General features: G+C 55.6%; 21 protein-coding genes and 1 pseudogene. 12 read left to right on the top strand and 10 right to left on the bottom strand.

Features of this window, described 5'->3' with window-relative positions:
• Positions 1-13 precede the first annotated feature (13 nt).
• Both MYS68_RS30965 and MYS68_RS30960 read right to left on the bottom strand, forming a co-directional pair.
• Complete coding sequence (locus MYS68_RS30965; protein ID WP_248929490.1) at positions 14-727, bottom strand: ABC transporter permease subunit; 714 nt, start codon at positions 725-727, stop codon at positions 14-16.
• Entirely contained in the window at positions 720-1,823 is a 1,104-nt protein-coding gene (locus MYS68_RS30960) for an ABC transporter ATP-binding protein (RefSeq protein ID WP_248929489.1), read from the bottom strand. The genes MYS68_RS30965 and MYS68_RS30960 overlap by 8 nt, the downstream gene beginning before the upstream one ends.
• 250 nt (positions 1,824-2,073) lie before the next feature.
• On the opposite strand from MYS68_RS30960, the gene MYS68_RS30955 reads away from it, so the two are divergent.
• Positions 2,074-2,544 carry a nucleoside deaminase gene (locus MYS68_RS30955; RefSeq protein ID WP_248929488.1) on the top strand — a complete coding sequence of 157 codons (471 nt, stop codon included), beginning with the start codon at positions 2,074-2,076 and terminating at the stop codon, positions 2,542-2,544.
• A gap of 58 nt (positions 2,545-2,602) precedes the next feature.
• On the opposite strand, the gene MYS68_RS30950 is transcribed toward MYS68_RS30955, so the two are convergent.
• From MYS68_RS30950 to MYS68_RS30930, 5 genes are read right to left on the bottom strand one after another with little or no spacing between them, the layout of a single operon-like run.
• Entirely contained in the window at positions 2,603-3,016 is a 414-nt protein-coding gene (locus MYS68_RS30950; RefSeq protein ID WP_248929487.1) for a spore germination protein GerPE, read from the bottom strand.
• 9 nt (positions 3,017-3,025) lie between these two features.
• Positions 3,026-3,205, bottom strand: a complete 180-nt coding sequence (locus MYS68_RS30945; RefSeq protein WP_248929486.1) for a spore gernimation protein GerPD — start codon at positions 3,203-3,205, stop codon at positions 3,026-3,028.
• A complete protein-coding gene (gene gerPC, locus MYS68_RS30940; protein WP_248929485.1) occupies positions 3,202-3,804 on the bottom strand; it encodes a spore germination protein GerPC in 603 nt (200 codons plus the stop codon). The genes MYS68_RS30945 and gerPC overlap by 4 nt, the downstream gene beginning before the upstream one ends.
• 26 nt (positions 3,805-3,830) lie before the next feature.
• Positions 3,831-4,055 (bottom strand): spore germination protein GerPB, encoded by a 225-nt coding sequence (locus tag MYS68_RS30935; protein ID WP_248929484.1) that lies wholly within the window; start codon positions 4,053-4,055, stop codon positions 3,831-3,833.
• Positions 4,056-4,059: 4 nt separating this feature from the next.
• Positions 4,060-4,296 (bottom strand): spore germination protein, encoded by a 237-nt coding sequence (locus MYS68_RS30930; RefSeq protein ID WP_248929483.1) that lies wholly within the window; start codon positions 4,294-4,296, stop codon positions 4,060-4,062.
• 145 nt (positions 4,297-4,441) lie between these two features.
• Between MYS68_RS30930 and MYS68_RS30925 the strand changes: the two genes are divergently transcribed.
• Positions 4,442-4,918 carry an Hsp20/alpha crystallin family protein gene (locus MYS68_RS30925; protein WP_248929482.1) on the top strand — a complete coding sequence of 159 codons (477 nt, stop codon included), beginning with the start codon at positions 4,442-4,444 and terminating at the stop codon, positions 4,916-4,918.
• Between the two features lie 106 nt (positions 4,919-5,024).
• On the opposite strand, the gene MYS68_RS30920 is transcribed toward MYS68_RS30925, so the two are convergent.
• A complete protein-coding gene (locus MYS68_RS30920; RefSeq protein WP_248929481.1) occupies positions 5,025-5,249 on the bottom strand; it encodes a spore germination protein in 225 nt (74 codons plus the stop codon).
• Positions 5,250-5,379: 130 nt separating this feature from the next.
• Between MYS68_RS30920 and MYS68_RS30915 the strand changes: the two genes are divergently transcribed.
• A complete protein-coding gene (locus tag MYS68_RS30915) occupies positions 5,380-6,117 on the top strand; it encodes a YdcF family protein (protein WP_248929480.1) in 738 nt (245 codons plus the stop codon).
• 1,305 nt (positions 6,118-7,422) lie between these two features.
• Here MYS68_RS30915 and MYS68_RS30910 read toward each other — a convergent pair.
• Entirely contained in the window at positions 7,423-9,942 is a 2,520-nt protein-coding gene (locus tag MYS68_RS30910; protein WP_248929479.1) for a U32 family peptidase, read from the bottom strand.
• A gap of 202 nt (positions 9,943-10,144) precedes the next feature.
• Between MYS68_RS30910 and MYS68_RS30905 the strand changes: the two genes are divergently transcribed.
• The 8 genes from MYS68_RS30905 (at position 10,145) to MYS68_RS30870 (ending at position 22,489) form a co-directional block, all read left to right on the top strand.
• Positions 10,145-11,632, top strand: coding sequence for a diguanylate cyclase (locus tag MYS68_RS30905; RefSeq protein ID WP_248929478.1), 1,488 nt, complete (start codon positions 10,145-10,147; stop codon positions 11,630-11,632).
• A gap of 114 nt (positions 11,633-11,746) precedes the next feature.
• Positions 11,747-14,938, top strand: a complete 3,192-nt coding sequence (locus tag MYS68_RS30900; protein ID WP_248929477.1) for an FG-GAP repeat domain-containing protein — start codon at positions 11,747-11,749, stop codon at positions 14,936-14,938.
• A gap of 77 nt (positions 14,939-15,015) precedes the next feature.
• Complete coding sequence (locus tag MYS68_RS30895; RefSeq protein WP_248929476.1) at positions 15,016-15,261, top strand: acyl carrier protein; 246 nt, start codon at positions 15,016-15,018, stop codon at positions 15,259-15,261.
• 6 nt (positions 15,262-15,267) lie between these two features.
• A complete protein-coding gene (locus MYS68_RS30890) occupies positions 15,268-16,464 on the top strand; it encodes a class-II aminoacyl-tRNA synthetase family protein (protein ID WP_248929475.1) in 1,197 nt (398 codons plus the stop codon).
• Positions 16,465-16,476: 12 nt separating this feature from the next.
• Positions 16,477-17,454 (top strand): hypothetical protein, encoded by a 978-nt coding sequence (locus MYS68_RS30885; protein ID WP_248929474.1) that lies wholly within the window; start codon positions 16,477-16,479, stop codon positions 17,452-17,454.
• Positions 17,455-17,574: 120 nt separating this feature from the next.
• Positions 17,575-18,723, top strand: coding sequence for an MBOAT family O-acyltransferase (locus tag MYS68_RS30880; protein WP_248929473.1), 1,149 nt, complete (start codon positions 17,575-17,577; stop codon positions 18,721-18,723).
• Between the two features lie 402 nt (positions 18,724-19,125).
• Positions 19,126-21,330 (top strand): methyl-accepting chemotaxis protein, encoded by a 2,205-nt coding sequence (locus tag MYS68_RS30875; protein WP_248929472.1) that lies wholly within the window; start codon positions 19,126-19,128, stop codon positions 21,328-21,330.
• A gap of 190 nt (positions 21,331-21,520) precedes the next feature.
• Complete coding sequence (locus MYS68_RS30870) at positions 21,521-22,489, top strand: sugar phosphate isomerase/epimerase family protein (RefSeq protein WP_248929471.1); 969 nt, start codon at positions 21,521-21,523, stop codon at positions 22,487-22,489.
• A gap of 88 nt (positions 22,490-22,577) precedes the next feature.
• On the opposite strand, the gene MYS68_RS30865 is transcribed toward MYS68_RS30870, so the two are convergent.
• Positions 22,578-22,793 (bottom strand): hypothetical protein, encoded by a 216-nt coding sequence (locus tag MYS68_RS30865; RefSeq protein ID WP_248929470.1) that lies wholly within the window; start codon positions 22,791-22,793, stop codon positions 22,578-22,580.
• A gap of 248 nt (positions 22,794-23,041) precedes the next feature.
• Here MYS68_RS30865 and MYS68_RS30860 point away from each other — a divergent pair.
• Positions 23,042-24,298, top strand: a pseudogene (locus MYS68_RS30860) (nitrite/sulfite reductase); the annotation flags it as partial.
• Between the last annotated feature and the right edge of the window lie 424 nt (positions 24,299-24,722).

The raw sequence follows: 24,722 nt of genomic DNA, 5'->3' as shown, positions 1-24,722 counted from the left end.
AAGTTCTCCCCCCTTATCTCCATCTTTTTCTCTCAAGCACCTGGATGCTGAGCACAAGGAATACGATCGCCAGCGTCACGTAGAAAATGACGTCGGAAAAATCAAGCACGCCTTTCTGCAAATCGCCGACCCGGGAAACGATCGAAAACTGTCCCAAGTAGTCTTTGATTTTGCCCCCCACGCTGTCCCCGAGCCAGTCGATGGTCCAGAACACAAGCAAAATGGCGAATCCGGCGATGCCGGCGACCATCTGATGGGCGGTCAGCGACGAAGCGAACAAGCCGATGGCCATCATCGCCGCGCCGAGCAGAAACATGCTGAGGTACGACAGCCACAGCGTCGGCTGGTCGATCGGGCCGAAACGGCTCATGATCAGCGGATACAGCAGGCTGCCCACGACGAGCAGCAGCTGAACGGCCAGCGCCGCCAAATATTTGCCGATGACGATTTCTCCGATGCTGACCGGCGACGTCAGCAGCAGCTCGTCCGTGCCCTGCCGCAGCTCGTCCGACACCAGACGCATGGTGAGCAGCGGGATGATGAACAAATAAATAAACGTAATCGTGCCGATCGTCGGCCGGATGTCGATAATGTTCGGCGGATACAGGAAGTTCGCGCTGAAGAAGTACCCGGCGATCAGAAAGAAGAAAGCAAACGCCGCATACGCTACCGGCGAGTAAAAGTACATCTGCAGTTCCTTGCGGCAAACCGCCATCATTCTACGCATCGGCGTCCACCTCCTCTCTCGCGGCTGTTGCGGCATCGTCGATCGCTTCGCTTGTCGTCAGCTTGAGGAAAATGTCCTCGAGGCTGAGCGACTCTTTCTTCATTTCGAGTATCGGGAGCTTCAGCTCCGCCATCCGGTAAAAAATCACCTCGCGAATATCCGCACGGTCCTTCGCCACAACGTGCAGCTTGACCGTGTCCGCTGCCGTCAAATCCGCGGCGCCGCCCGAAACGGCATCGCCCGCTGCATCGGCCGCAGGCGCTGCGCCGTGTTCCGCGCCGTCCGCAAAGCCACCACCGGCCTCGGCCGCCGCCTGAGCCTCCTCCCGCTCCAGCACCTTCACGCTGCCGACCTGCGGCAGAGCGCCGATTTCGCGGACGATCCGCTCGCGGGGCCCTTTCACTTCGAGGCGCACCTCGAACGTGTCGCCCATCGAATGCGCAAGCTGATCAGGCCGTCCGTCCATCACGATTTTGCCTTGATTGATGATGAGCACGCGGTTGCAGAGCGTATTGATCTCCGGCAAAATATGCGTGGACAAAAGCACCGTATGGTTTTCGCCGAGCTCGCGGATCAGCTGGCGAATCTCGATAATCTGCTTCGGATCGAGGCCTGATGTAGGCTCGTCCAGCACGAGCAGATCGGGTCGGTGCAAAATCGCCTGGGCCAGGCCGATCCGCTGCTTGTAGCCTTTCGACAAGCTGCGGATGATTTGCTTTTCCCGGCCCTGCAGTCCCAGTCTCTCGATAACCTCGCCGATGCGTCCCTTCTGCTCGCGGGCCGGAATGCCGCGCAAATCGGCGATAAACTGCAAATACGCCCGCACCGACATTTCCGGATACAGGGGCGGCGTCTCCGGCAAATAACCGATCTTTTGCCGCGCTTTCTTCGGGTGATCGGCCATCGACAAACCATCGATCAAAATCGAGCCTTTGGTCGGGTTCAAATAGCCGGTAATCATCCGCATCGTCGTCGTTTTTCCGGCGCCGTTCGGACCGAGGAAGCCGACAATTTCCCCCCGGCTCATGGAAAAGTCGATGTGCTCGACCCCTCTATGGTTCTCGTACATCTTGCTAACCTGCCTCACTTCCAGCACGTAAACATCCTCCCTGCCCAGACAGTCTATAAAATCATGGTACTTCCATCCATTTCCGACTTTATCTCTTTTTAACCAAGACCCAATATACCCGCGCAACAATAACGCAACCTTAAGCGAACCTGAAAATTAGCTTAAAAAGATGTGTCCAAACTGTGAACAACAACGGTTTGGGCAAAACCTTGTTTGAGGTCCCCCGTCCGGTTATACTTGCCATATAGTGATGACGTAAAAATGAGGAGGAGCGCCGATGAATCATGAGCAGCTCATGAACGAAGCTATCCGGCTCGCTGCCGAAAACGTAAAAACCGGACATGGAGGGCCGTTCGGAGCCATCGTCGTCAAAGACGGCGTCGTGATCGGCAAAGGCCGAAACGAAGTGACGGCCAATTGCGACCCTACGGCTCATGCCGAAGTGCAGGCGATTCGCGAAGCATGCCGGCATTTGAACGATTTTCAGCTGACAGGCTGCGTCGTCTATACGAGCTGTGAGCCTTGTCCGATGTGCATCGGGGCGATTTACTGGGCCCGCCCGGACGCGGTCTATTATGCCTGCACCAAAGAGGAGGCGGCTGAGATCGGGTTTGACGACCAGTTCATTTACGAGCAAATCGCTTTGTCCATGGAGGAACGTTCCTTGCCGATGAAGCAGCTGCAGCTGCCGGACCGGCTGCTGCCCTTTGAAACGTGGAGCCGTTCGGAGAAGAAAGTGGAATATTAATGAAGTGAAAAAAAAGACCTTTCGGATAGGCAGGAAACCTGCCCGCTCCGAAAGGTCTTTATGTTGGCGGCTGAACGACTTGAACCTGCGGCTGTCCCCCGGCCGCTCCCGCGCCCCGCTCCAGCTGCCGTATATGTTTGACCCGGGTTTCCAAATCCATCAAGCGGTTCGCTCCGATTTGAAACACCGAGGAAGTGGTGACGGAGGTGATTTTGATATTGCTGACGCAAATATTCGGGTTCACGTTCGCGGTTCTTACCCGTACTCCCTCGTCTACATCCGGTTTCGGGATCGGCACTTCGAAAATCTGAAAATCCTCAAAGCGCCCCTCGTCTGTCGTAAACTCCGGCTTCGCCTCCTGAATCGCCAAAACCTTCGTTCTTGACTTAATTTCCACGTTATCCCCAGCCTGCAAAATAGAACTGAGCAGGACGGTGTTAATATAAATGTTGCCTACAACGGAATTGCGCACGGCGACCGCTTACTCTTCCGAAGTTGACGGCAGACGTGCGCCGATAATGAGCGATTCCGGCGGCGTATCGAAGATCGAGGAGCTGGTGATATTCTCGGTATCCCCAATCAGGAATACAGAGGAGGTCGCCACCCCGGTAATTCGAATGTTGCCTACCGTCAACTGTTTGTTCTCGATATAAACATTCATGCCCCGTTTCCTCCCTTGCTTTTATAAGTTTGCAAATAACGGTCTACCGCTGTGCGGATGTCCGACTTGATTTGCTCGAATATCGCATCTTCCGCCTGCTGAGGGTCCACCGCGTTTTGCGGGCGCTCATGCTGCGTCACATAATGCCAAATGCGCTGCTCGATCTGCCCGCGAATATCCTCGACGATAAATTCGCGGTTGTCCTTCCCCAAAACGAGCTGATGCCGCGCTTCCATCGCTTGAATATCGGCCGGGCACTCTTCGTCCAAATATTGCTGGGTGCGGCGCTCCAGCCGGGCGAACATCTCCGGATCGTCCTGATTGCCGCCGACCGGTTCGCCGTTCACCGCCATATCTTCAATCGTTTTGCCTCCGTTCGGGGAAATCCCGATGTTCAGCGTACCTTCCAGCGTCTCCACCTTCAACTGATCGAATTTATATTCGATGCGATCGATCCGAATCGCCTTTTGCTGTTTGAGCTGCTCGACTTCACGCTGCAGTGCGCTGTATTTTTGCTCTAAACGTATAATTTGGTCGGTTTGCCATTTCAAATAGGCGTTCAATTGCTCGTAATAGTTGCGGAAAGGATCCCCGTTCATGGCAACATCCTCTTCTCTGGGCAAAATTAAGGAGCTGCCGGGGAAGACAGCGGCACAAGCGCAGCTGCGCCCGATGCCGGAGCGGCCTGCAATGCGGCCGATGGCGCCGGCCTGGTAAACCCTCCCGTATTATACAAATTGGATAACGCCTTGATCATGCCGGAGCTTCCGATTTGCAGCACCGAGGAGTTCGTGACGCTGCCTACCCGCAGCTGATGGATGACGATCGTTTGATGGACGGTTAAATTCATCGCGCTACAAGCCTCCCGCTTTATTGAATGTAATGGGTGCATTGTCGATAAGATCCGAATCCATAGTATTCGTGGAGTTAGCCAACGTATAGGTTCTTAAAAAATCGCCCGTATTGAAAGATCCGGACCCGGCGAATGTTTTGGTGTTGCTTTGAGGCGCCAGCTGCAGCGCATCGCCGATATGAACGACGGAGCTCGGGCCCACGTTTAATATTTTAATATTTCCGACGATCGCCGGCACGGACCCACCCCCCTATGATTCGGATGGATTTACTCATTTATATGTAGCTCAGCCATGCAGTATGTTTTTTAATCATGAGGGAAGTGCCCGGTTCATATAATGCTTACAAAAGTCCATCGCTTACGATGCGGAGGTGAAAACCGTCATGCCCGATTCCAAAAAGGAAGATAACAATGCGAGCAACCCGTTCGATGCGACATGGAAACATTTCGAACAGTTTTTCGGCGGCAAATTGCCCTTTATGCCTTCAGGCAGCAGCGAACATTTATCCTGGATAGAAAATTACGTCAAAGATGTGCTCAGGCAGGCTATGCCCTCTTCCGCTCAGACGCAAACGTCGGGGGGACAGCTGCATACGGAAATGTTCGAAACCCACAATAGCGTTGTCGTTAAAATATATATACCGGATCGAAGCGATGCCAAAAAAATGAATGTGCTGCTCAGCGAACACCGGATTCGCCTCGAAAACCTGCCGAATAACGGAAAGCAGACAATACGTCTGAACTGCATGGTCAATCCGTCCAGCTGTAAAGCCGTTTATAAAAACGGCATCCTGCAGCTTCACATCCGCAAGCAGACCTATGACGATTATTTCCATCCTGTAGATGTACGTTTCCCGTAAATAAGATCGGAAACAAAGTCCCTGGCTGCCATAAAAGTCCGCTGTGCCTATATTCCCGGCAGCAAAAAAACCACGTCCCGGACGGGAGTGGTTTTTTGGACATTTTCTAGTTATTGGCCATATTACTCGAGTCGTTCAGGTCAGAATCAAACGTATTCGTCACGCTGAAAACCGATACGGATACCGAAAAATCACCCGTATTGCCTCCTCCTCCGCCGGCATATGTTTTGTTCGTGCTCTTCGGCGTAATTTGCAGCACATCGCCGATATTAACGGTGCTGTCGGCGGAAATGCTGACGAATTTAATGGGAGCAAGTACTATAGAGGGCATGGATCTGCCTCCTTGTTCAGGGCTGTTATCCTTAATCATATGCGACTGCCTAGGAAAAGTGACCGGTTTCCCTGTATAATAAACGAATCGGGACATTTCGGCGCGCCGTAAAACGATAAAGGAGTTTTGCATGCTCTATATCATGAAATTTTTGCTTAATTTCGTTCTTCCTCCCGGCCTTTTTATCGTCCTGCTGGCCGTTTCGGCATGGTACGTCGGACGCGCCAGCCGAACGACGGCAAAGCTGCTTGCCGCTCTGGCTCTGCTGCTGTACGCCGCTTCCGCACCCTGGACGGTCGAGCCGCTCATGCGCGCATGGGAGCAGCGTTACACGCCGCCTCCCTCCGTCTCCGGCGACGTGCTCGTCGTGCTGACCGGAGGCGCTGTTGCCGGGACCAATGATACGGATGGTATCGACAGCCTGAACGGGTCGACGCTGAGCCGAACCGTGACGACCGCCGAGCTGTATAAAAAGTATAAGCTGCCGATCATCGTCTCCGGTGGCCAGGTATTTGCAGACACCGGCAATGAAGGGCGCATCGTGAAGCGCAAGCTGCTCTCCCTCGGCGTTCCCGAATCCGCCATTTTGCTGGACGACACGAGCCGCAGTACCGAAGAAAACGCCCGCAATACCAGCGCGATTCTGAAGGAGCACCGGTTTAACGAGCCTATACTGATCACATCGGCGTTTCATATGGAACGGTCGCTTCACCATTTTCGGGAGGAAGGCATCTCCCCGATTCCTTACCCGACAGAGTACCGGGTCAGTCCGCAGCCGAGCTTCTACGGGAACAAGCTCGCTCCGAGCGCGTCAAGCATGTCGCTCCTCAGCACTTTGCTGAAGGAGGTTTTGGGGGTGCTGCAGTAGCCCCCCCCCTTGCCCGGTCCCGGTAAGAGCCCCCCATTTCTTCTTATAATCCACCCCTAAACAAGATGACCGAGCGTCACAATGGGGAATGAAAATGGGCGCCATCTTCTATTTTCCCATCAAATCGGGAAGAGCCCCCACCGGGGGGATCCCGTGCTTCCGATGCCGGCAAGCCCTTAAGGCGCCCCAAGCGCAATGTTGTCAGGAAGGTTATCGCTGCGCTGCGTCTGTCCCTGGGCCATAAAGGAACTACAGTGCGCTATAATGGCCATTTCAACTGATTTGCCAAAATAAAGGAACTCAGATGCGTTATTTACCTGTTTTTCCGGTATTTGAACGATTTTTTATCGATTTAGCGCATCTCAGTTCCTCTATTTTTCAGATGCGCTCTTTTTCCAGAGAATAGCGAATGTGAGTTCCTCTATGTTTGTGAACCTATATGAGCGGCATACGGTTCCCGGTTAGTTCGGTATGTTTGTCGGTTCCCCGTCGGGTGAATCATCGATTCCACGAAAACGAGTTAACCTGGACCCGCCGGCCGGGAGTTCATGCTTGCTGCTAGTTCGCGTTTGTCGAGGCATGCCTTTTTATCTTTGGGCAAAAAGGCTGTCCCGCGACACGTTGCGCTTTGGGTGCGGTGCCGTAGGAGGAGTTATGTGCCTCGGGCCCGCGTTTGTCGGCATGGCTTTTTCCTGACGCAAAATCTTATGCCTTTCACGCTTAACTGTGCTGCGCTAGAGTTGTGCCTCAACAAGATAAAGGCAAGGGTCGAGCTTCGCCTGACTCTGCGTTTAGACCGTTTTTTGTTGACCCCGCGGCGTTTGCAAGCTTTTACAGGTCAAAAAAAGACAACGCACATCGCATTTTACACAGCATGCTGAGGGAAAAAAGTTTACTCCCCGCAGGAGAAGGCGTATTAAAAATTCGCTGCTATAAGGTAAATCGGGAGCGGAAAAGATGGGCGGAGCCCGAGAGCGCCTTTTCTCGCTCTCGGGCCTTCTCCCCGCGGGCACGCCCGGCCGAGAGGCGTTTTTCCGCCTCTCAGCCTCTCCGCTCGCCCCGCGCCCATCAAAACCAAACCCGAGAGCGCCTTTTCTCGCTCTCGGGCCTTCTCCCTGCGGGCGCGCCCGGCCGAGAGGCGGTTTTTCCGCCTCTCAGCTTCTCCGCTCGCCCCGCGCCCATCAAAACCAAACCCGAGAGCGCCTTTTCTCGCTCTCGGGCATTCTCCCCGCGGGCACGCCCGGCTGAGAGGCGGTTTTTCCGCCTCTCAGCCTCTCCGCTCGCCCCCTATTTAATCTAATTGGACTACTTAACCAACTGGCCGCGGGTGACGCCGAGCTGGTTGGTCGCCTTCAGCGACTTCCAAACCTGGGTGCCGTTGATTTCGCCGCGCAGTGCGCGCTGATACAGCGAGATGACTTCGCGCACCTTGTCCGCGGTCTCTTCCAGAAACTCCACGCGGAATAACGGCACGCCGAGCTCCATGAAGTTGCGCACATATTCCGCGCCGGATTGGTCGATCGCGTTATAAACCGTGTTGCGGCAGCCTTCGTCGACGCGCACCGGGTGCGACATGCCGATGCGGTCCTGCAGCGACGCCCGGTGCTCCTCGCAGGGGCGCCCGCAGTTCGTGTAATCCGTGCCTTCGCTGAGGAACGTGCAGTACACGCAGTGCTCCGTGTGGAACATCGGCAGGTGCTGGTGGATGACGATCTCCAGCTTCGACGTGTCGGTGCGCCGCAGCATATCGACCATCTGCTGGATGTTCAGATCGTACGACGGCGTCACCCGATGCAGACCCGCCTCCAGAAACAGCGCAGCCGTCTTATGGTTCGCTACATTCAGCGAAAAATCCCCGATCAGCTCCGGCTCGAATTCGCCCGGCTTCTCCATGCGCCGCTTCATGAACCAGTACACGGCGCCGGTGTTGCGAACGAGCACCGCGTCCGGCCGCAAATTGACGATGTTTTGAAAATAACCCGTCTCCCCCGGCATATGAATGCGCGGCGTGGCGAGCGCGATGCGCTTGCCCGCGGCTCGCGCGGCTTCCACTGCGGCGGGGAACTGCTTGATGAACTCGAAGTCGGCATAAATCAGCTCGACATCGAGTTCAGCGGCTGCGCGAACCTGCTCGAGGCTGCGGCACAGCGCGGTGAGCCACGCCTGGGCCCGCCCGCCCGAGGGCAGCGTCGCCGGGCCCGGCTTCGCCGCATCCGCATATGCGTCGATGCGGCGAGACGTATATACTCGAGGCTGGCGTCGCTCGGCCTCGAGCAGCTCCACCGCGCGCCGGCGGATCGCGTTCAGCTCGCGCATCGGCACGATCAGGTCGCCGCTTAAATGCACGTCGACCCGATCGAGCTCATATATCGTGCCGCCAAGCCGGCCGAACTGCTCTTCGAACAGCGCGGCGTCCATCGGCCGCTTCTCCGCCGGCACGAGGTGCAGCTCCGATTCGACCTGCACCGTATGACCGGCCCGCACATCGTGCCACGTCGTCTTGAGCGGCTGGCCAGCCGCGCCGGTGATCTTCACGCGCACCGGAAACGTCCGGTACGGCTTGTCCGTCTCGAACGTCTGGCGAAGCCGTTTGTCGAGATGCGGGTCGTTCGTCTTCCAGATGCGGTCGCCGACATGAACGCGGCTGAGATCGACGTCGCTTCGCCCCGGCACAATCTCCACCAGACCTCCGGGCGCCTCGCCCTCCAGCTTTTGCCCTTTACGGCGCAGGTCGTAGACGCGACCGCCTTCTTCCTTCTTCGTCGGATCGCCCGCGTCGAAAACGATGCCGTCCCCGCGCTTCAGCGGCGATTCAAGCTCGCACAGCACCGCATCCCGCAGCACCTGCTTCACCCGGCCGAGGAAGACGCCGCGGCTTTTCGGATACGTTCCTTCGACCAGCTGCTTGTTGTTCGTCCCTTTCAGGAAGCCGTACGTGAAGCCGCGCGAGAAGCTTTGCTCCAGCTCCCGCAGCTCCTCCTTCGACGGCTGCGGATCCTGCCCTTCGAAATAACGGTCGATAGCCCGGCGGTACTTGCTAACCACGTTGGCCACGTATTCCGGGCTTTTCAGCCGCCCTTCGATTTTAAACGAAGTGACGCCCGCTTCGATCAGCTCCGGCACGAGCTCCAGCGCGGCCAAATCCTTCGGTGACAGCAAATAAGCGATGTCGCCCATCGGCTTGTGCACGCCGTCCACCATCAAATCGTAAGGCAGCCGGCACGCCTGAGCGCATTCGCCCCGGTTGGCCGAGCGGCCGCCCCACATTTCCGAGGTGAGGCATTGTCCGGAATACGAGACGCAGAGTGCGCCGTGTACGAATACCTCCATCGGCAGCTTGGCCTGCTCGCCTATTTGCCTGATCTGCTTCAGGTTGTTTTCCCGGCCGAGCACGACGCGCTCCAGATCGAACGGCTTCGTAAACTCCACCGCCTCCGGCGACGTAATCGTCATCTGCGTCGAGCCGTGAATCGGAAAATCCGGCGAAATGTCGCGAATCATTTTGACCAGGCCCAAATCCTGCACAATGACCGCATCCACACCCGCTTCGATGCACGCCTCCACCAGCTTTTTCGCGTCCTCCAGCTCGTCTTCGAACACCAGAATATTAAACGTCAAAAAACCTTTAACCCCATAGAGATGAAGGAACGACATAATGTCGGGAAGCTCGTCCGTGACGAAATTTTTGCTCCGCGCCCGTGCATTGAATTTCTCCACTCCGAAAAAAACCGCATCGGCACCGTTCGCAACCGCCGCCCGCAGGCAGTCCCAATCCCCAGCCGGGGCGAGCAATTCGATATCTTCCTTGCGCAATCGCTGCGTCATGTAAAATCCTCCGCTTTTCTTTCATGATAATCGTAGTGTACCAGAAACAGGCGTCTCGAATCCAATCGAAAACGGGTTTTAAAGCAATTCGATGTAAGGAAAATCTTACAACCTGCCGATCGCGCGAAAAACAGGAACTATGTCATACGATGTCGAATATAATCGAATACGATGTTTTTTGGGGCAAAAGGAGGTCAAGAGCTTGCTTCGCGACTTCATCGTTAACATCTCGCTGCTCGTCACGTCTTTTTTTATCATGGGACGCATCTATAAATTGAAGCTTTTTTCCAAAACGCTGTATCCCCGTTTAAGCCGTCTGCTCGCCGGTCTCGTTTTCGGGCTCCAGGGACTTCTGCTCCTGGCATTCAGCATTAATATTGCGCCGTCGGTCATCGTCGACTTGCGGCATCTCTCCATTATCGTCGCGGCTTTGTACGGCGGGCCGGCTGCGGCTATCGCATCGGCCGTTGTGATTGCGGCGGGAAGACATCTGTTATTCGGCATGAACGTCTCGACGTTAATTGCCGCAGCGGGCGTTCTGGCTTGCGGCGCGGCATGCGCCCTGCTTTCGCTGCGTCCGATGCATTATATGTACAAGATGCTGGTCATGAACGTGGCCTGCCTCGCTTGCATCTCCTTCGTCATGTATACGATAACTCCGGACAAATCCACCGCCTTCGAAGCCATCGGCTTCCATTGGTCGGTTTCGATCCCGGGCGGCATCCTCGCCTTGTTTTTAGCGCATTACATCCATCTATCCAACGAAGCGATAGAACGTCTTGAGCAGAGCGAGGAGCGGTACAAGCAATTAATCCTGAATTCGCCGGATGCCGTGCTGGTCCATTCCGGGGGGGTCATCCGGTTTATCAACGAAAAAGGGGTTAAGCTGCTGGCGGCGGAATCGCATAAAGACATCGTCGGCAAGCCTGCGCTGAGCATCATTTATCTGCCTAACGTGAGGCAGGCCCAGGAACGGTTTCAATATATCATGGAGAACCAGAAGCCGCTGGAGGCGGTGGAGGAAAGATTTGTCCGCATGGACGGCAAAATCGTCGATGTCGAGCTGTCGACATCCCCTATCGTATATAAAAACGAACCCGCGATCATGACCTCGTTTCGGGACATTACCGATCGCAAACAGACCGAGTACAAGCTGCAGGAAGCGTTGGAAGCGCTGCAGCGGCTGTCCGAACAGGACGGCTTGACCGGTGTGGGCAACCGGAGAAGCTTCGACAGGAAGCTTGCGGAGGAATGGCGAAAAAATGCCCTGCAAACCAGCCATCTTTCGCTCATCCTGTTCGACGTGGACGGGTTCAAAGCCTATAACGACGCTTACGGCCATCAACGCGGCGACGACTGTCTCAAAGCGATCGCCTCGACCGTAGACGAAATGCTTCAAGGCTCGAACCGTTTTTTGGCCCGTTACGGGGGAGAGGAATTTGCGGTGATTTTGCCGGATACGGGGCGGCAAACGGCGGCGGCCGTTGCGGAAAGCGTCCGGAAGAAGGTCGAATCGATGCGAATTCCCCACGAATATTCCCCGGTGGGCCCGCATATCACCATAAGCCTCGGCACCGCCTCGTTGATTCCCGTATCGGTCGCCGGACAGAAGGAGCTCGTGGAGATGGCCGACCGGGCGCTTTATAAAGCAAAGGCGGAAGGCAGGAATCGGATTGTCAGCGTCCCCTAGTCCGGTCGTGCTTACGGCGGCACGCCGGTGGGGCGGCCGACAAAAGTTAACAAAGATCGGCATCCATGCTATAATGTCTGGGGTAGACCACCTTAATAACAGAGGGATATTCGCTTGAAACGGACATCGAAACTATTTCGTCTATGGATATATGTGGCCTGCGTCATTGCTATCGTAGGGGCCGCTTCTTTTTTTATCGAAAGGGACGAATCGGTCCGTTTGCTCTACGCCACGAACGGCGCTGATGCGGATCCGTCCGCATACGACCATTTCCGGCAGTCGCTCGTCGCCAATGTCCGGACGGACAAGGCGAGTCTGGAGGGCATGAGCTTAAGCCAGCTTCAGCGCTACGATGCCGTCTATCTGGACCCCGGCCTGCACGAGGCGGGCGCGAAATACAGCGCTTTGCTGCAGAGCTACGTCGAAAAGGGCGGCTATCTGTTCTTGGAAAACGTGTTCGCCGCCGACTTTCCGCCGGCTTTTCTCGGGGGACAAGCTGTCGTGAATGCGCCGGCGGTCAGCGGCAAACCTCAGTTCGCCTATCCCGAAACGGATGCCAATTTGCGGGGCTTGCAGGACGTATTTCGCCGGTTTGCAGCCGATTATTTCAAACGGACGGATATGAGCGCAATGCCCGGGTTTACTTTGGGCCAAGGCCTCGTCCCGTCGACGGCGCAGACGCTCGTTTCGCTGCAGGACGTCTCCCTGGTTACGATGAACCGCTATGGAAAAGGCTCCGTGCTGCTCAGCAGCGCTTTTTTGCCGAACCGTTACTTCATCACGGGCGCCGATTTGAAAAGCGGGATGGACCCGAAGCTCGGTTTCTCCCTGCTGGCGCAGCAGGTAAATGCGGCGAAAAAGCCGGTTCCCGGCGCGCTGTACTTTAACCGCGAGCAATTGCCGCTGGAGCCGTATTACAACTACTCTTTTGCGGCGGCCAATGCGCTGTTCCGCGACGAATTCGCCGCTTACGTCTCCAAACGCAAGCTGGGCTACAGCATCAAAAAGGTGCTCGGCCCGTACGGGCGCCCCGCGATGGCGCATCAAAACCATTTCGAGGCGATCCAGGCGATCCGCGACGGAGAAGGCATTCAGTGGGCGGAGCTGCTGAAGAAGTATCATCAGATCCCGTCGTTTTCGCTGGTCCGCTCCGCCTTCACATGGGGCCACTGGCAGGAAAGCATCGTCGTGCACCTGAATGCGGGAAGCTCAGCCGAGCCCAAATTCGCCGGAGAAACGCCGAATTCGTTTTACTCGAGCGGGACCCGGCTAATGGCGGGCGGCAAGGAGGTCGCGCTGGCCGATTATCCGGAGTACAAGTCACTCGGCGATCCGATCGACAAGCCCTACCGCGCGGCGCCGGCAATGGCCGATGCGGATGGCGACGGTCGGCCGGATCTGATCGCAGGCTCGGCGGACGGCCGCGTCATGGTGTACCGGAACGCGGGCGTTCAGCCGGACGCCTACCGCGGCCAGTCGCTGCCGCCGGGCCTTGCGGCGCCGGATGCGTTCGAGCCGCCGCAGCCGCTGCGTCTCGCCGGCGGTGCGGCGCTTACCGCCGCAGGCGGCTTTGCCGCGGTCGCCGCGGGCGACTTAAGCGGTGACGGCCGCGCCGACCTGGCCCTCGGCGACGGCACGGGCGCCGTCACGGCGCTGCTCGGCGGCGCAGACGGCTTCGCGGCGCCTGCCGCGCTCACCGCCGGCGGCGCGCCGCTGCGCGTGGCGGGGCCTGCGGCGCCCGCGATTGCCGACGTCGATGGGGACGGAGTCCCCGATCTCGCCGTCGGCGGCGGGGACGGCCGCGTCACATGGTTTCGCGGCATCAAGGGCAGGCCCCTCGCTTTCGACGAGGGGCGGGAGCTCGCGCGCGTGGGGGCGGCTTTCGCCGCGCCTTCGCTGCGCGACATGAACGGCGACGGACGGCCCGACCTCGTCGTCGGCACCGTCGAAGGCGACCTGCGCGTGTTCCTGCAGGAAGCCGGCGGCACCTGGAAGCCCTCCGGCGTGGTGGAGGGCGCCACGACGAACCAGCTCGGCAGCAAGGCGCTCGTCGGCGGGCATAATGCGGTGCCGCTCTGGTACGATCTGAATCACGACGGCAAGGACGATCTGATCGTCGGCCAGCTCGAATTCGGCATGCCGGTGACGATCGACGACCCGCAGTTTCCTTATAAAGAGCAGCTGAATGCGTTTATTCAATACAGCAAGGACAACCATCTGGAGCTTTATCCGCACGTATTCGTCCACAACTTCACAGGCGACGAGCAGGAAAAGCAGGAAATCGCGCTGCAGCGGAAGGCGTTCGACACGCTTGGCATCCCTTGGGGAACGCCGGGCACGAACCAGCATACGTGGCGCATCAATCATCCGGACCGGACGCAAACGTTCCGCAACGAGCGGGACGCCGGCATGTGGTTCAACTTCGGCTATCGGCCGTCGTTTGCGCCGAACGATCCGAGGCTCGGCACAACGCCGGAATATATATGGGGATTGCCGTTTCTGCTGAACGATCCGGCAGTGAAGCAGCCGATGCTGCTGTATACGCCGGCGCCGGTGCTGCGGCTCGATCCGACGTATTCGACCACCGATCTGTATAATACCTATGCGGCGTTCGATCTGCCGGTCGATTACTTCGAGCATATCGAATACCATTTCCCGACACGGGTCGGCGAATTGCTCGAATTCGTCAAATTTCTGGACACGATGCGAAATAAAGAAGACTATAACTTTATGACCGAGCCGCAAATGGCTCAGTCGTTTCTCGCGGCGCTCACCTCCGAAGCGAAGGTGACCCGTTCCTGGGGCGCGGTCGCCTGGGAAAAGCTGAAGCGGCTCGCCGGGAGGAATCCGGCGCGCACGCTGACGATCACGGCCCGGACGGACGGCGTGCCCGACCAGGCCGGCGGCTACAAGCGCGCCCTCGGCTACGTCATCGAGCCGGGGGCCGCTTTCGCGGACCGTCCGCTGTCGACCGACGCGGACGTGTGGCTCTCGCGCGGAGGCCGGCTGTACGCCGGCGCCTTGGACGGCTCCGCGCGCGTGCGCTTCGGCGCGGCGCTGGAGGCGTCGCGCGGCCCGCACCTCGTGCGCGCGAACGTGCCCGTGCGGCTGACGCGCAGCGGCAGCCGCTGGACGCTCGAGCTGCAGGCGGCCGGCCTGCAGCAGGTGAAGCTCGCGAGCGCACGGCCGATCGCCGTGCAGGGCGACGGCGTCGAAGTCGAACGCGACGACGCGAGCGGCACGTATACGCTCACCCGCTATGGCGCGGAAACGACTATCACGATTGATTTTGCGGCATCGCCATAAGGAAACGAACTTTATACGAAAAGTCTTGCAGACGTTGACTGACTTTGAATGCTACGTTTAAAAACAGGAGGTAACCCATGTCTATCCTCGCAGAGCTGGAGCGGCATATCCGCGACCGTTACGAAATCGAAGAAGACGATGACGACTTTACGGTCGACGTCCATTTATTCGACTACGGCTACATTGATTCGATCGGCGCGACGGCGCTGATTGCGCATATCGAGAAAACGTACGGCATCCAGGTCACCAATCAGGACCTGATGCTGTATCCGCTGAACACCGTTCGGGAAATCGCCGATTTTATCGAAAAGAAAAAGGGGTAACGAAGGATGGAATGCGTTATATCTTTGGAGGGACTTCCCGAAAGCCAGCACGGACAAGTCAAATACGCCGCCGCATTTGTCGATGAGCACATTCAGGAGATCCGCCTGGAGGGCGGCCAGCTGCACATCGTGCATACTTCCCCGAAGCCTGAGGAAGTAATTCGGGAGCGCGTACAGCGGCTCATCGACCGTTTTTCCCACGGCGACTTCGGCTTTAAGGAAAACGTGCTGTTCGAGCATCGCGGACCGAAGCCTTACGAGGGCGACATTATCGCCGAGCTCGTGGAGAAAAAAATCATCAAGGTGCTCGAGCCGGGCCTGTTTATTTTCCGCGAGCCGTTTTCGAGCCTGATGCGCTTTTTCGATTATTCGTTCGTCACCCGCATTGCCGGCAAATTTGCCGGTTTGACCGAGGAGCAGTACCCGGCGGTCATTCATGCCGATACGCTCAACAAGACGAATCACTTCACGTCGTTTCCCGAGCATATCCACTTTTTGACCCATCTTCGCGAAGACCTCGACATCATCGAGACGTTCTCCCAATCAATCCGCGAAGCGGGCGGTTGGAGCGGCGACGCGCCGCTCGATCTGAACGCAACGATGCCGAAGCCGCGTTTTACGATGAACCCTTCGACCTGCTACCACTGCTACGAAGGGCTGCAAAACGAAACGCTCGAGGGCGAAGGCCGCGTCGTGACGGCGATTTCCAAGTGCCACCGCTTCGAGTCGAAAAATCACGGCGACTTCGGCCGCCTGCTCGATTTCAGCATGCGCGAGATTATTTTCGTCGGCAAGCCGGATTTCGTGAAGGAAAACCGGCTGCGGTCGATCGAGTACTTGAAGGAGCTGGCCGTCGAATGGAACGTGGACAGCATGCTGGAGATCGCCAACGATCCGTTTTTCACGAACGATTTTCAGGTTAAAGCTTCGTTCCAGCGCAACCAGGAGATGAAATACGAGCTCAGACTGACGGTCCCTTACGTGAAAAAATCGATCGCCTGCAGCTCCGTCAACTTCCACAGCAACACGTTCGGCAATGCGTTTAATATTAAAATGGGCAAGCGCCCCGCCGTTACCGGCTGCGTCGGCTTCGGCATCGAGCGCTGGACGTTCGCGTTCCTCGCCCAGTTCGGACTCGACGAGGCGCAGTGGCCGGCATCGTTCCGTGAGCAGTATCACGCCTGGCAGCAAAAATCTTTGTAAGATGTGATGAAGATGAATGTAGCGAGCGCTTTGCGCCGAAACGGCTTCGTGCTGCTGCTGCTTGCAGCGTTCGTCCTGTCGGACCTCGCGATTTCGTGGTGGAACCCGATGGTGACCTCGCGCCGTTTTTATAAAAACGACTTTACCAAAACGCTGTACCACCACAACTGGGCCGATTCCGGCCCGGTTTTCTTCGGCAATTCGGCGGTGACCGGCGCTTATATCGAGGAAGAATCGAAGGTGCCTCTTGTCGAAATGGGGCTTTCTTACGGCAAGCTGACCGATTTGAAGGAAATTTTGGACAGGCAGCTCTACCATGTGGAAGGCCAGCTGGTGGTCGGCATCGACGTGCATACGATGATCGACAGCCTGCAGACCGATCCGACATACCAATGGTTCAAGCCGTGGTATCAGCCTTACGTGTACGCTTACCGCGATTATTTTCGCGATACGGGCACCGAGTTTGCCTGCGCGCTTTATCAAGGGCTGCTGGGGCAGGACGCCGCGAAGTTCGAGGCGTGCGCCAAATTTCCCGGAACGCTGAAGCTGAGCACCGCCAATCCTTTCGCCTACGAACCCAGATGGATCGATAAAGAGCTGTATTTCGGACAGCAGCCGGCGGATAAGCTCAAAGAGAAGGAAGCCGAGTACGACAGCCGGTTCGGCTGGATGTCGGTGCAGCGGGATTTCAAGGAAAACCTCGCGGCGCTCGATTGGATTTTGAATTATGCCGAGCAGCGACATCTGCCGCTTCGCGTCGTCTGGATGCCGTGGAACCGCTCCTACGAGCTTCCCCGCTATATGCCTGCGCTGAAAGCGGAGGTAGACCGCCGGCTGCAGCAGCACGGCGTGCCGACGCTTGATTTGCTTACGGCGTACGACTCGAAATATTTTCACGATCTCGTGCACTTAAGCCGCAAGGAAGGGGCCCCGGTGTTTACGAAGGAGGTGGACACATGGCTCCAAAAGCTCGCAAGCTCCTCGAAGTGATCGTATATTTGGCCATGCTGATCATGGTCCTCATTTATTTTACCGGCAAAGGCTTGTTCATTTATGAAGGTTTCTGAATGAAGTCAGCTTTCCTGCGGAAAGCTCTAAGGAGTCCTCTCTATGTGGTACTTGAATATGAACGCGGTTGTGGCGATGATCGGCATGGCCGTCGTTCTCGGCATCACCCGCCGCTGGACGCTGAACAAGCGGGTTTTGCTGCTGCTGTTCAACCTCGGTTTTATCGCCCTATTCAGCAAGCAGCTGTTCGTCTTTCACGTTCTTTATACCGCCGTGAACTTTATCGGCTTTCGCTATTTGTGCGGCGCGTCGGCCGGACGCAAACCTGCCTTTATCTCGCTAATCGCTCTTAATGTAGCCGGAGTATCGCTGCTGCGCATTTACGGCATGCTGAAGCTGGAACACCCGCTGTTCGACACGGTGATGCTGCTCGGCTTGATCTACAACGTGCTCAAGGTGATCGACGCCTATTACTTCGCTTATTACCTGGGTAAGGACGCCAAAGCGCCGGCCATCGACTATGCGAACTATATTTTATTCGTACCGACCTTCACCTCGGGTCCGATTTTGAAATTCCGCGATTTCATGGCGGATACGAAGCAGCCCTACAAGGTGGATGCCGCAACCGTCGAAGCCAGCGTCAAGCGGATCATTCTCGGCATGTTCAAAAAAATCGTCGTCGTCACCTGGATGACCGATGTGTTTAACGTCATGCAAAAGCAGGAGCTGCATACGCACGAATCGCTGTTTTTGATGGTCTGGTTTTATGCGTTGATCTTTTTCGATTTCTCCGGCTACTCGGACATTGCGATCGGCTTCGGCCGTCTGATGGGGTACAACATCCCGGAAAACTTCAAAAAACCGTTCCAGTCGCCGACTTTAACGCAATATTGGCGCAATTGGCACGCAACGCTCGGAGACTGGTTCCGCGATCATATCTTTATGCTGTTCTCCCGGCAAACGCCGACCAAATGGACCGCCTCCGGGCTGTCGATCCTGATTATGGTGCTGATCGGTTTGTGGCACGGCTTCAGCTGGCTGTACGTGCTGTGGGGCGTGTATCACGGCATCTTTCTTGCTTTGGAAAACCTGCTCGGCAAATCCACCGTCAACAAGAAAAAAGTATCGCGCGGATACTTCTACGCCCGCTGCGCTCTGACCCAGCTGATTGTAACGATGGCCGTCATCGTCTACAGCGGCAGCTCCGAAACGGTGCTGCACATCTACCGCGGGTTGCTGAACTGGCCTTGATTACCCTTCCGTTTTTCGGGAATGCCTCCGATACGGGACGGGTAATTTTTTTTTCGCAGGATAAACGCCTACTACGCTTTATGACTCAAGCTATCTTCGCTCAAAATTTCCCAGATTATCCCGAATTGCCCCCTTTTTCCGAACATCAAGCAGCCGCTGTCTTCCAAGCCAAATGAAATGTAATTTTCTCTTACACATTTCACGAACATTGAAATATTTTTTTTGGAATTTTGTTCGCATTTCTATGAAAATTCAACATTTCCGCTCGAAATATAACACATATTGACATTTTTATTTACGTTTAAGTACAATATAATCCAAGCTCACACGAATAATACATAGATAGATTACATTAATCATTCGGAAAATGGGCTAAATTCGGAAAAATGGGGTGGGGGCGTCATGTTCGATTGGTTAGGTTTCAAAAAGGGGCTGCCCTTATGGTGGTCGTACCGACTAAATCGTCATCAGAAGCCGGTTGTGGAAGATATTTTCGAAGGGATCGCACAAACGCGCCTTGACCTGATGAACAGCTGGGCAATGGAATATTGGTCCCATTTGGGCCGGCTTCGCCAGCAAATTGAAGCTCATTTAACCGCTCCTTTCGGCGAGGAGGCCGTGAAAAACGCAGCGACTTTGTTTGAAGCGGCACTAACCCGCGGCAGCGACTTTTCGGAGCTTTTTTTGCTGAATGAGCAGGGTCATGTCATCTTTTCTACCTATTCGCCGCATATCGGCCGTGCACACTCCTGGGAATCGCCGATGTATTTGGGCATCTACCAGGCTGGCAAAGGGGGACGCTGCCTGTTCGGTCCTTACGCGGACCCGCTCACGCTCGAAATCGGGCCAAGCACCTCCAAGTTTCACGATGAGATGACTCTGATGTACATTGAACCGGTTGCGGGGCCTGAGGGGCTGGCTTATTTGCTTTGCGGCCGCGTGCCGAACGATGTGATCGGCGATTTGATCCAGCGCGAGTCCGGCCATGTTTATCCCGATTCGGGAGACAACTATTTGTTCATGGCCAAACCCGTGCTTTGCAAGCATATCCAGCCCGGAACCGCGCTTTCCCGCAGCCGTTTCGAGGATTTTACCTTTACTCATGGCGAAAACCTGAAGGACGGCGTCAAGACGGACTGGGGCGTTGTCCGTGTAAGGGAACATACCGAACTGGAGCTCATGTTTACCGACCCGGCGACCGGCGAGCTGCATCCCGGAGTCGCCAATACGATCGCAAACGGAAGCAATTTGTTCGTTCAATTTCCAGGCTACTCGGACTATCGGCATATTCCCGTTATCGGCAAAGGGGTAACGTTCCAGCTCCCCCATTGCCCCGACGTGTGGGGGATGATGTGCGAGGGCGATCTGGAGGAAGTGTACCGCATCCGCAGCATTCATCTGCGCCTTGTCCGCATTTATTCCTTGATCTCGGTTTTTACGGCGTTGTCCAGCGGTATCGTGCTCGGCCTCGTCGCCGCGAAATGGGGGGCCGGCCCGACCGCCGCCGCTGCCGTATTATGGATTCTTTTGCTCGGATGGATCGGCTCCCGCGTTTTGACGCAAAAAGGTACACGTCCCGTCAGCTTGGCTATTCACGCGATTCATGAATTCATCCGCAAAGTGGCCGAAGGCAAGGGAGATTTGACCCAGCGGCTACCGCTCTCCGATTTCAATAACGACGAGCTGAAAGAAATCGCTAAATGGATCAATAATTTTATCGACTCGCAGGAAGGGATCATTTCGCAAGTCAAGCTCGCTACGCTGGATGTGCAGACCAGCCAAACCGCACTTCGCGGGAACACGTCCTCCTCCGAACGATCGAGCCACCGGGTGAAAAGCAAAATCGACGATATGATCACGGGTACATTGAGCCAGCTGAAAGATATCGATTCCGCCAAAGATGTCGCCCAGCAAATGAGCGTCACGCTCGAATCGCTGGAACAGGCGGCCTCAAACCAAATCGTGGTCGCCCAATCGGAGGTCGGCCATATCGGTGAAAAGATGAGGCAGATTCAAGATAAAGCGCTTGAGACGAACCGTACGATCAGCGCATTTCTCGAATCGACGCAAAAGATTACCGAGTTCCTGCAGGTCATACGCGAAATCTCCGCGCAGACGAATTTGCTGGCGCTTAACGCTTCCATAGAAGCGGCCCGGGTCGGTGAGCATGGCAAAGGTTTTTCCGTCGTCGCCGGCGAAATCCGTAAGCTGGCCGATATGACAGGCCATTCCGCCGCTGTTATCAATGATACGATCGCAGGCATCCAGCAAAATGCCGCCGTCGCCCTTGCTTCCATGGAGGAGGGAGACCGGGCGGTTACCGAAGGCGCTCGCCTTGTGGCGGCCACGACGGAGCTGCTGCAGCATGCCGGTCAGCAGGACACCGTCAGGCTGCAGGTGGTGCAGGACATGGTGAAGCTGATCGAACAGGTCGCCGCCGTCAGCATCGAAAACCGCCAAATCTCCACCGATGTGGAGAAGACCGTTCAGGAGTTGATCAGCGATATGTCAGCCGTACGGCATACATCGACCGATGTGGAGGCGATCACCGATTCGCTGCTGCAGCTTGTGAACCAGTTCCATCTCACCGAGAGTCGCAGACGTTAACCGGTCTTACCCACCGGTTTTCCCTTAGTTGCGGTTAAACATGGCATCCGTCAACCGGGTACGCATTTCTTATCCGATTTTGCCTTATTTGTATACGATCTCGCACTTTCTCCTTATCCTCAAATAATGGTATAATTCGGAATGACTGCACGTACACGCGTACAGTCTTACCTATTACGGAGGTGTACCTATGAAGTTAGGCGTTTTTACCGTACTGTTCGGACAAAAACCATTGGAGGAAGCGCTCGATTACATCGCATCCAAGGGACTTGACGCCGTCGAGATCGGTACCGGCGGGTACCCCGGCAACTCGCACTGCAATCCCGACGTGCTGCTTGCCGACGAAAGCAAGCTGAAAGCGTTTAAGCATGCGGTCGAATCCCGCGGCCTTATGATCAGCGCCCTGAGCTGTCACGCCAATCCGCTTCACCCGCAGAAGCAGATCGCCAAAGACTTCCACGATACGATTATAAAAACGATCGACCTGGCGCAAAAACTGGAAGTGCCCGTCGTCAACACCTTCTCGGGCTGCCCCGGCGACCATGAGGACGCGAAATACCCGAACTGGCCCGTCGCTCCTTGGCCTCCGGATTACCAAGAGATTTTGAAATGGCAGTGGGAGCAAAAGGTGATCCCTTATTGGACGGAAACCGGTAAATACGCATCGGACCGCAATGTCAAAATCGGCCTCGAGCTTCACGGCGGCTTTTCCGTGCATACTCCGGCGACGCTGCTCCGTCTGCGCGAAGCGGCCGGCGAAGTGATCGGCGCCAACCTCGATCCGAGCCACATGTGGTGGCAGGGCATCGATCCGGTGCAGGCGGTGCAAATTTTGGGCCGCGCCGGTGCGATCCACCATTTCCACGCCAAGGATACGTCGATCGATCCGATCAACGTCAACAAACACGGCGTCACCGACATGCAGTCATATACGCAAATGCTCGACCGCGCCTGGCAGTTCCGCACGGTCGGCTACGGCCACGATCTTAAAACGTGGGCGGACATCATCAGCGCGCTCCGTCTCGTCGGCTACGATTATGTCGTCAGCATCGAACATGAGGACGGCTTGATGTCGGTCGACGAAGGTTTTACGAAAGCCGTGCAAAACCTGCAGCAAGTGCTCATCCGCGAACCTCTGACGGAGATGTGGTGGGTGTAACAGGTTCGTTCGGAACATTATAAACAGCGAAAAGCCCTTTCTCGCTCTGCGGAGCGGTAAAGGGCTTTTAGTTTGATATCGTATGCAATTAAATCCGATCCATCCAGTGCATCACCATAACAACATCCATGAACAAGAACGTTGCCAGACTGACCAACCCGAAACCGATGGCAAAAGGATTTTTCTTCGAGGCCGCCAGCAATCGAATTACGCCGATCGCGATAACTATCGTAAACAGAATGACAAACACGTCAAAACCGTTGAAATTGCTGGCTGTTGCCGCCGCTTCTGCAGCCAAAAACATCGGTAGACCTCCTTTTGTGTACAAAAATGCCTAGTATCAATCTTACCTTGACTTGTAGGCTTATGCAAGTCATCCTCGCCAAGTGTAACAACTTTGTCACCAATTGCAGGCAGGATATCCATATTGCCCGAATCCTTTTGCGGGATGGACCGGATTTCTCATTTACGCTAGCCCACAAAAGTGGTACTATGATGATAGTTTTTCTTACTAATTTCATCGGAATAATAATAGATTGAGGGGGAAATGCACCGGACATTTTCAAACGTCTGGAAGCGGTCGGTTTATATTCATGGGAAGCTTGCGGCGACTGCCCGCGTACGATTGTCGGTAACCGGCTGGCCGGTATCGACAAAGACGAATTGATGGACACGACCGACATCGTGGACCAGGTCAACGATTTCTTCCTGCTGAACCGGGATTTTTCCAACTTGCCGCGCAAGTATAAAATGTCCATTTCTTCGAATATTTATAACTCCGGCCATGCCGAAATTCTATGCCTGGCCTTCACTCCGGCCACCAAGGTACTTGACGGACAAGAAGCGCTCGGCTTCCACGTATGGGTTGGCGGTGGATTGTCTGCCAAACCTCATTTGGCAAAACGGCTGGATATGTTCGTTCGTCCGGAAGACGTGCTGAAAGTTGCTGTCGGCGTTACGACCATTTACCGCGACTACGGATACCGGGAGAAGCGCCATCATGCCCGCTTGAAATTCCTCGTTGCCGACTGGGGCGCGGATAAATTCCAAGGGAAGCTGATTGAGCTGATCGGCGATATGCCGACTTCCGGTGAAGATAAAATCGTCGGCTGGACAGCCGCTTATTTCGACGGCGTTCATCCGCAAAAGCAAGAAGGCTTGAGCTATATAGGGCTTAACGTTCCGGTAGGCCGTCTGAGCGGCGACGCATTCATCGACCTTGCGAGAATTGCCGATGAGTACGGGGACAAAACGATCCGCACGACCGTTTCGCAAAAAATCATCTCCGGCGTTAAAAATGAAAACATCGACAAGGTGCTTGCCGAACCTTTGCTGCAGCGCCTAAGCCCAAATCCGAACCGTTTCATGAGCCGTACCGTTTCCTGTACAGGCAACGAGTTTTGCAACCTGGCGGTTGTCGAAACGAAGGAACGCGCTCGCCGCGTTGCCGAATATCTCGATTCGCAAATCGAGCTGGACGAAGACATTCGCATCCACTTTATCGGCTGCCCGAACTCCTGCGACCAGAAGCATATCGCCGACATCGGACTGCAAGGCGCACTGGTGAAAACGCCGGAAGGGATGGTCGATGCTTTCGATCTCGCGATCGGCGGCACTCTCGGTCCGAACGCCAAGTTCAACGAAACGCTTAAAGGCCGTGTTAAAGGCGATGACGTCGGACCGGTGCTCGCCCAACTGATCCTGTTCTACAAGGAAAACCGCAGCGTGGAAGAAACATTCCACCAATTCGTACAGCGCGTCGGCGTACCTGCGTTTCAGGAGAAGCTGAATCAAATTCTTGCATCGTAATAATAAAGGAGCCCCAATGCTTACTGGATGGAATGATCGTATCTGCATTTAGCGTGCCAGGTGTGGTTTTTGCATTTGCAAAAACCTACGCCGGGCACTTTTTTTACGCTGCAAATAGTTCGCTTTACTGGCAGTCTACTCATCCAACTTAGCTGCCTTTCCCCTGTGCCTCTCTTTTTTCCAAGGATTATCCACACGATTTTTGTTTTATCCACTGGAATAACGCAAGTTATACACAAAGTATCCACATGCTCCACAATTTCATCTCACATTTATAAAAGAATCCGCAGCATTCTGCACAATATTCAGACATTTCTGTGATTATTTTTGCGAATTATGCACATATCCGCTCGCTTTATCCACAGATTGCGCACAGTTTCCAATGAGATTATCCACAGCCAATGATTAGAACAGCGGTTTTGAT

Source organism: Paenibacillus hamazuiensis, from assembly GCF_023276405.1.
Taxonomy (GTDB): domain Bacteria; phylum Bacillota; class Bacilli; order Paenibacillales; family NBRC-103111; genus Paenibacillus_AF; species Paenibacillus_AF hamazuiensis.
The sequence above is the reverse complement of the archived record's forward strand: the minus strand, read 5'-3'. Positions and strand labels throughout refer to the sequence as shown.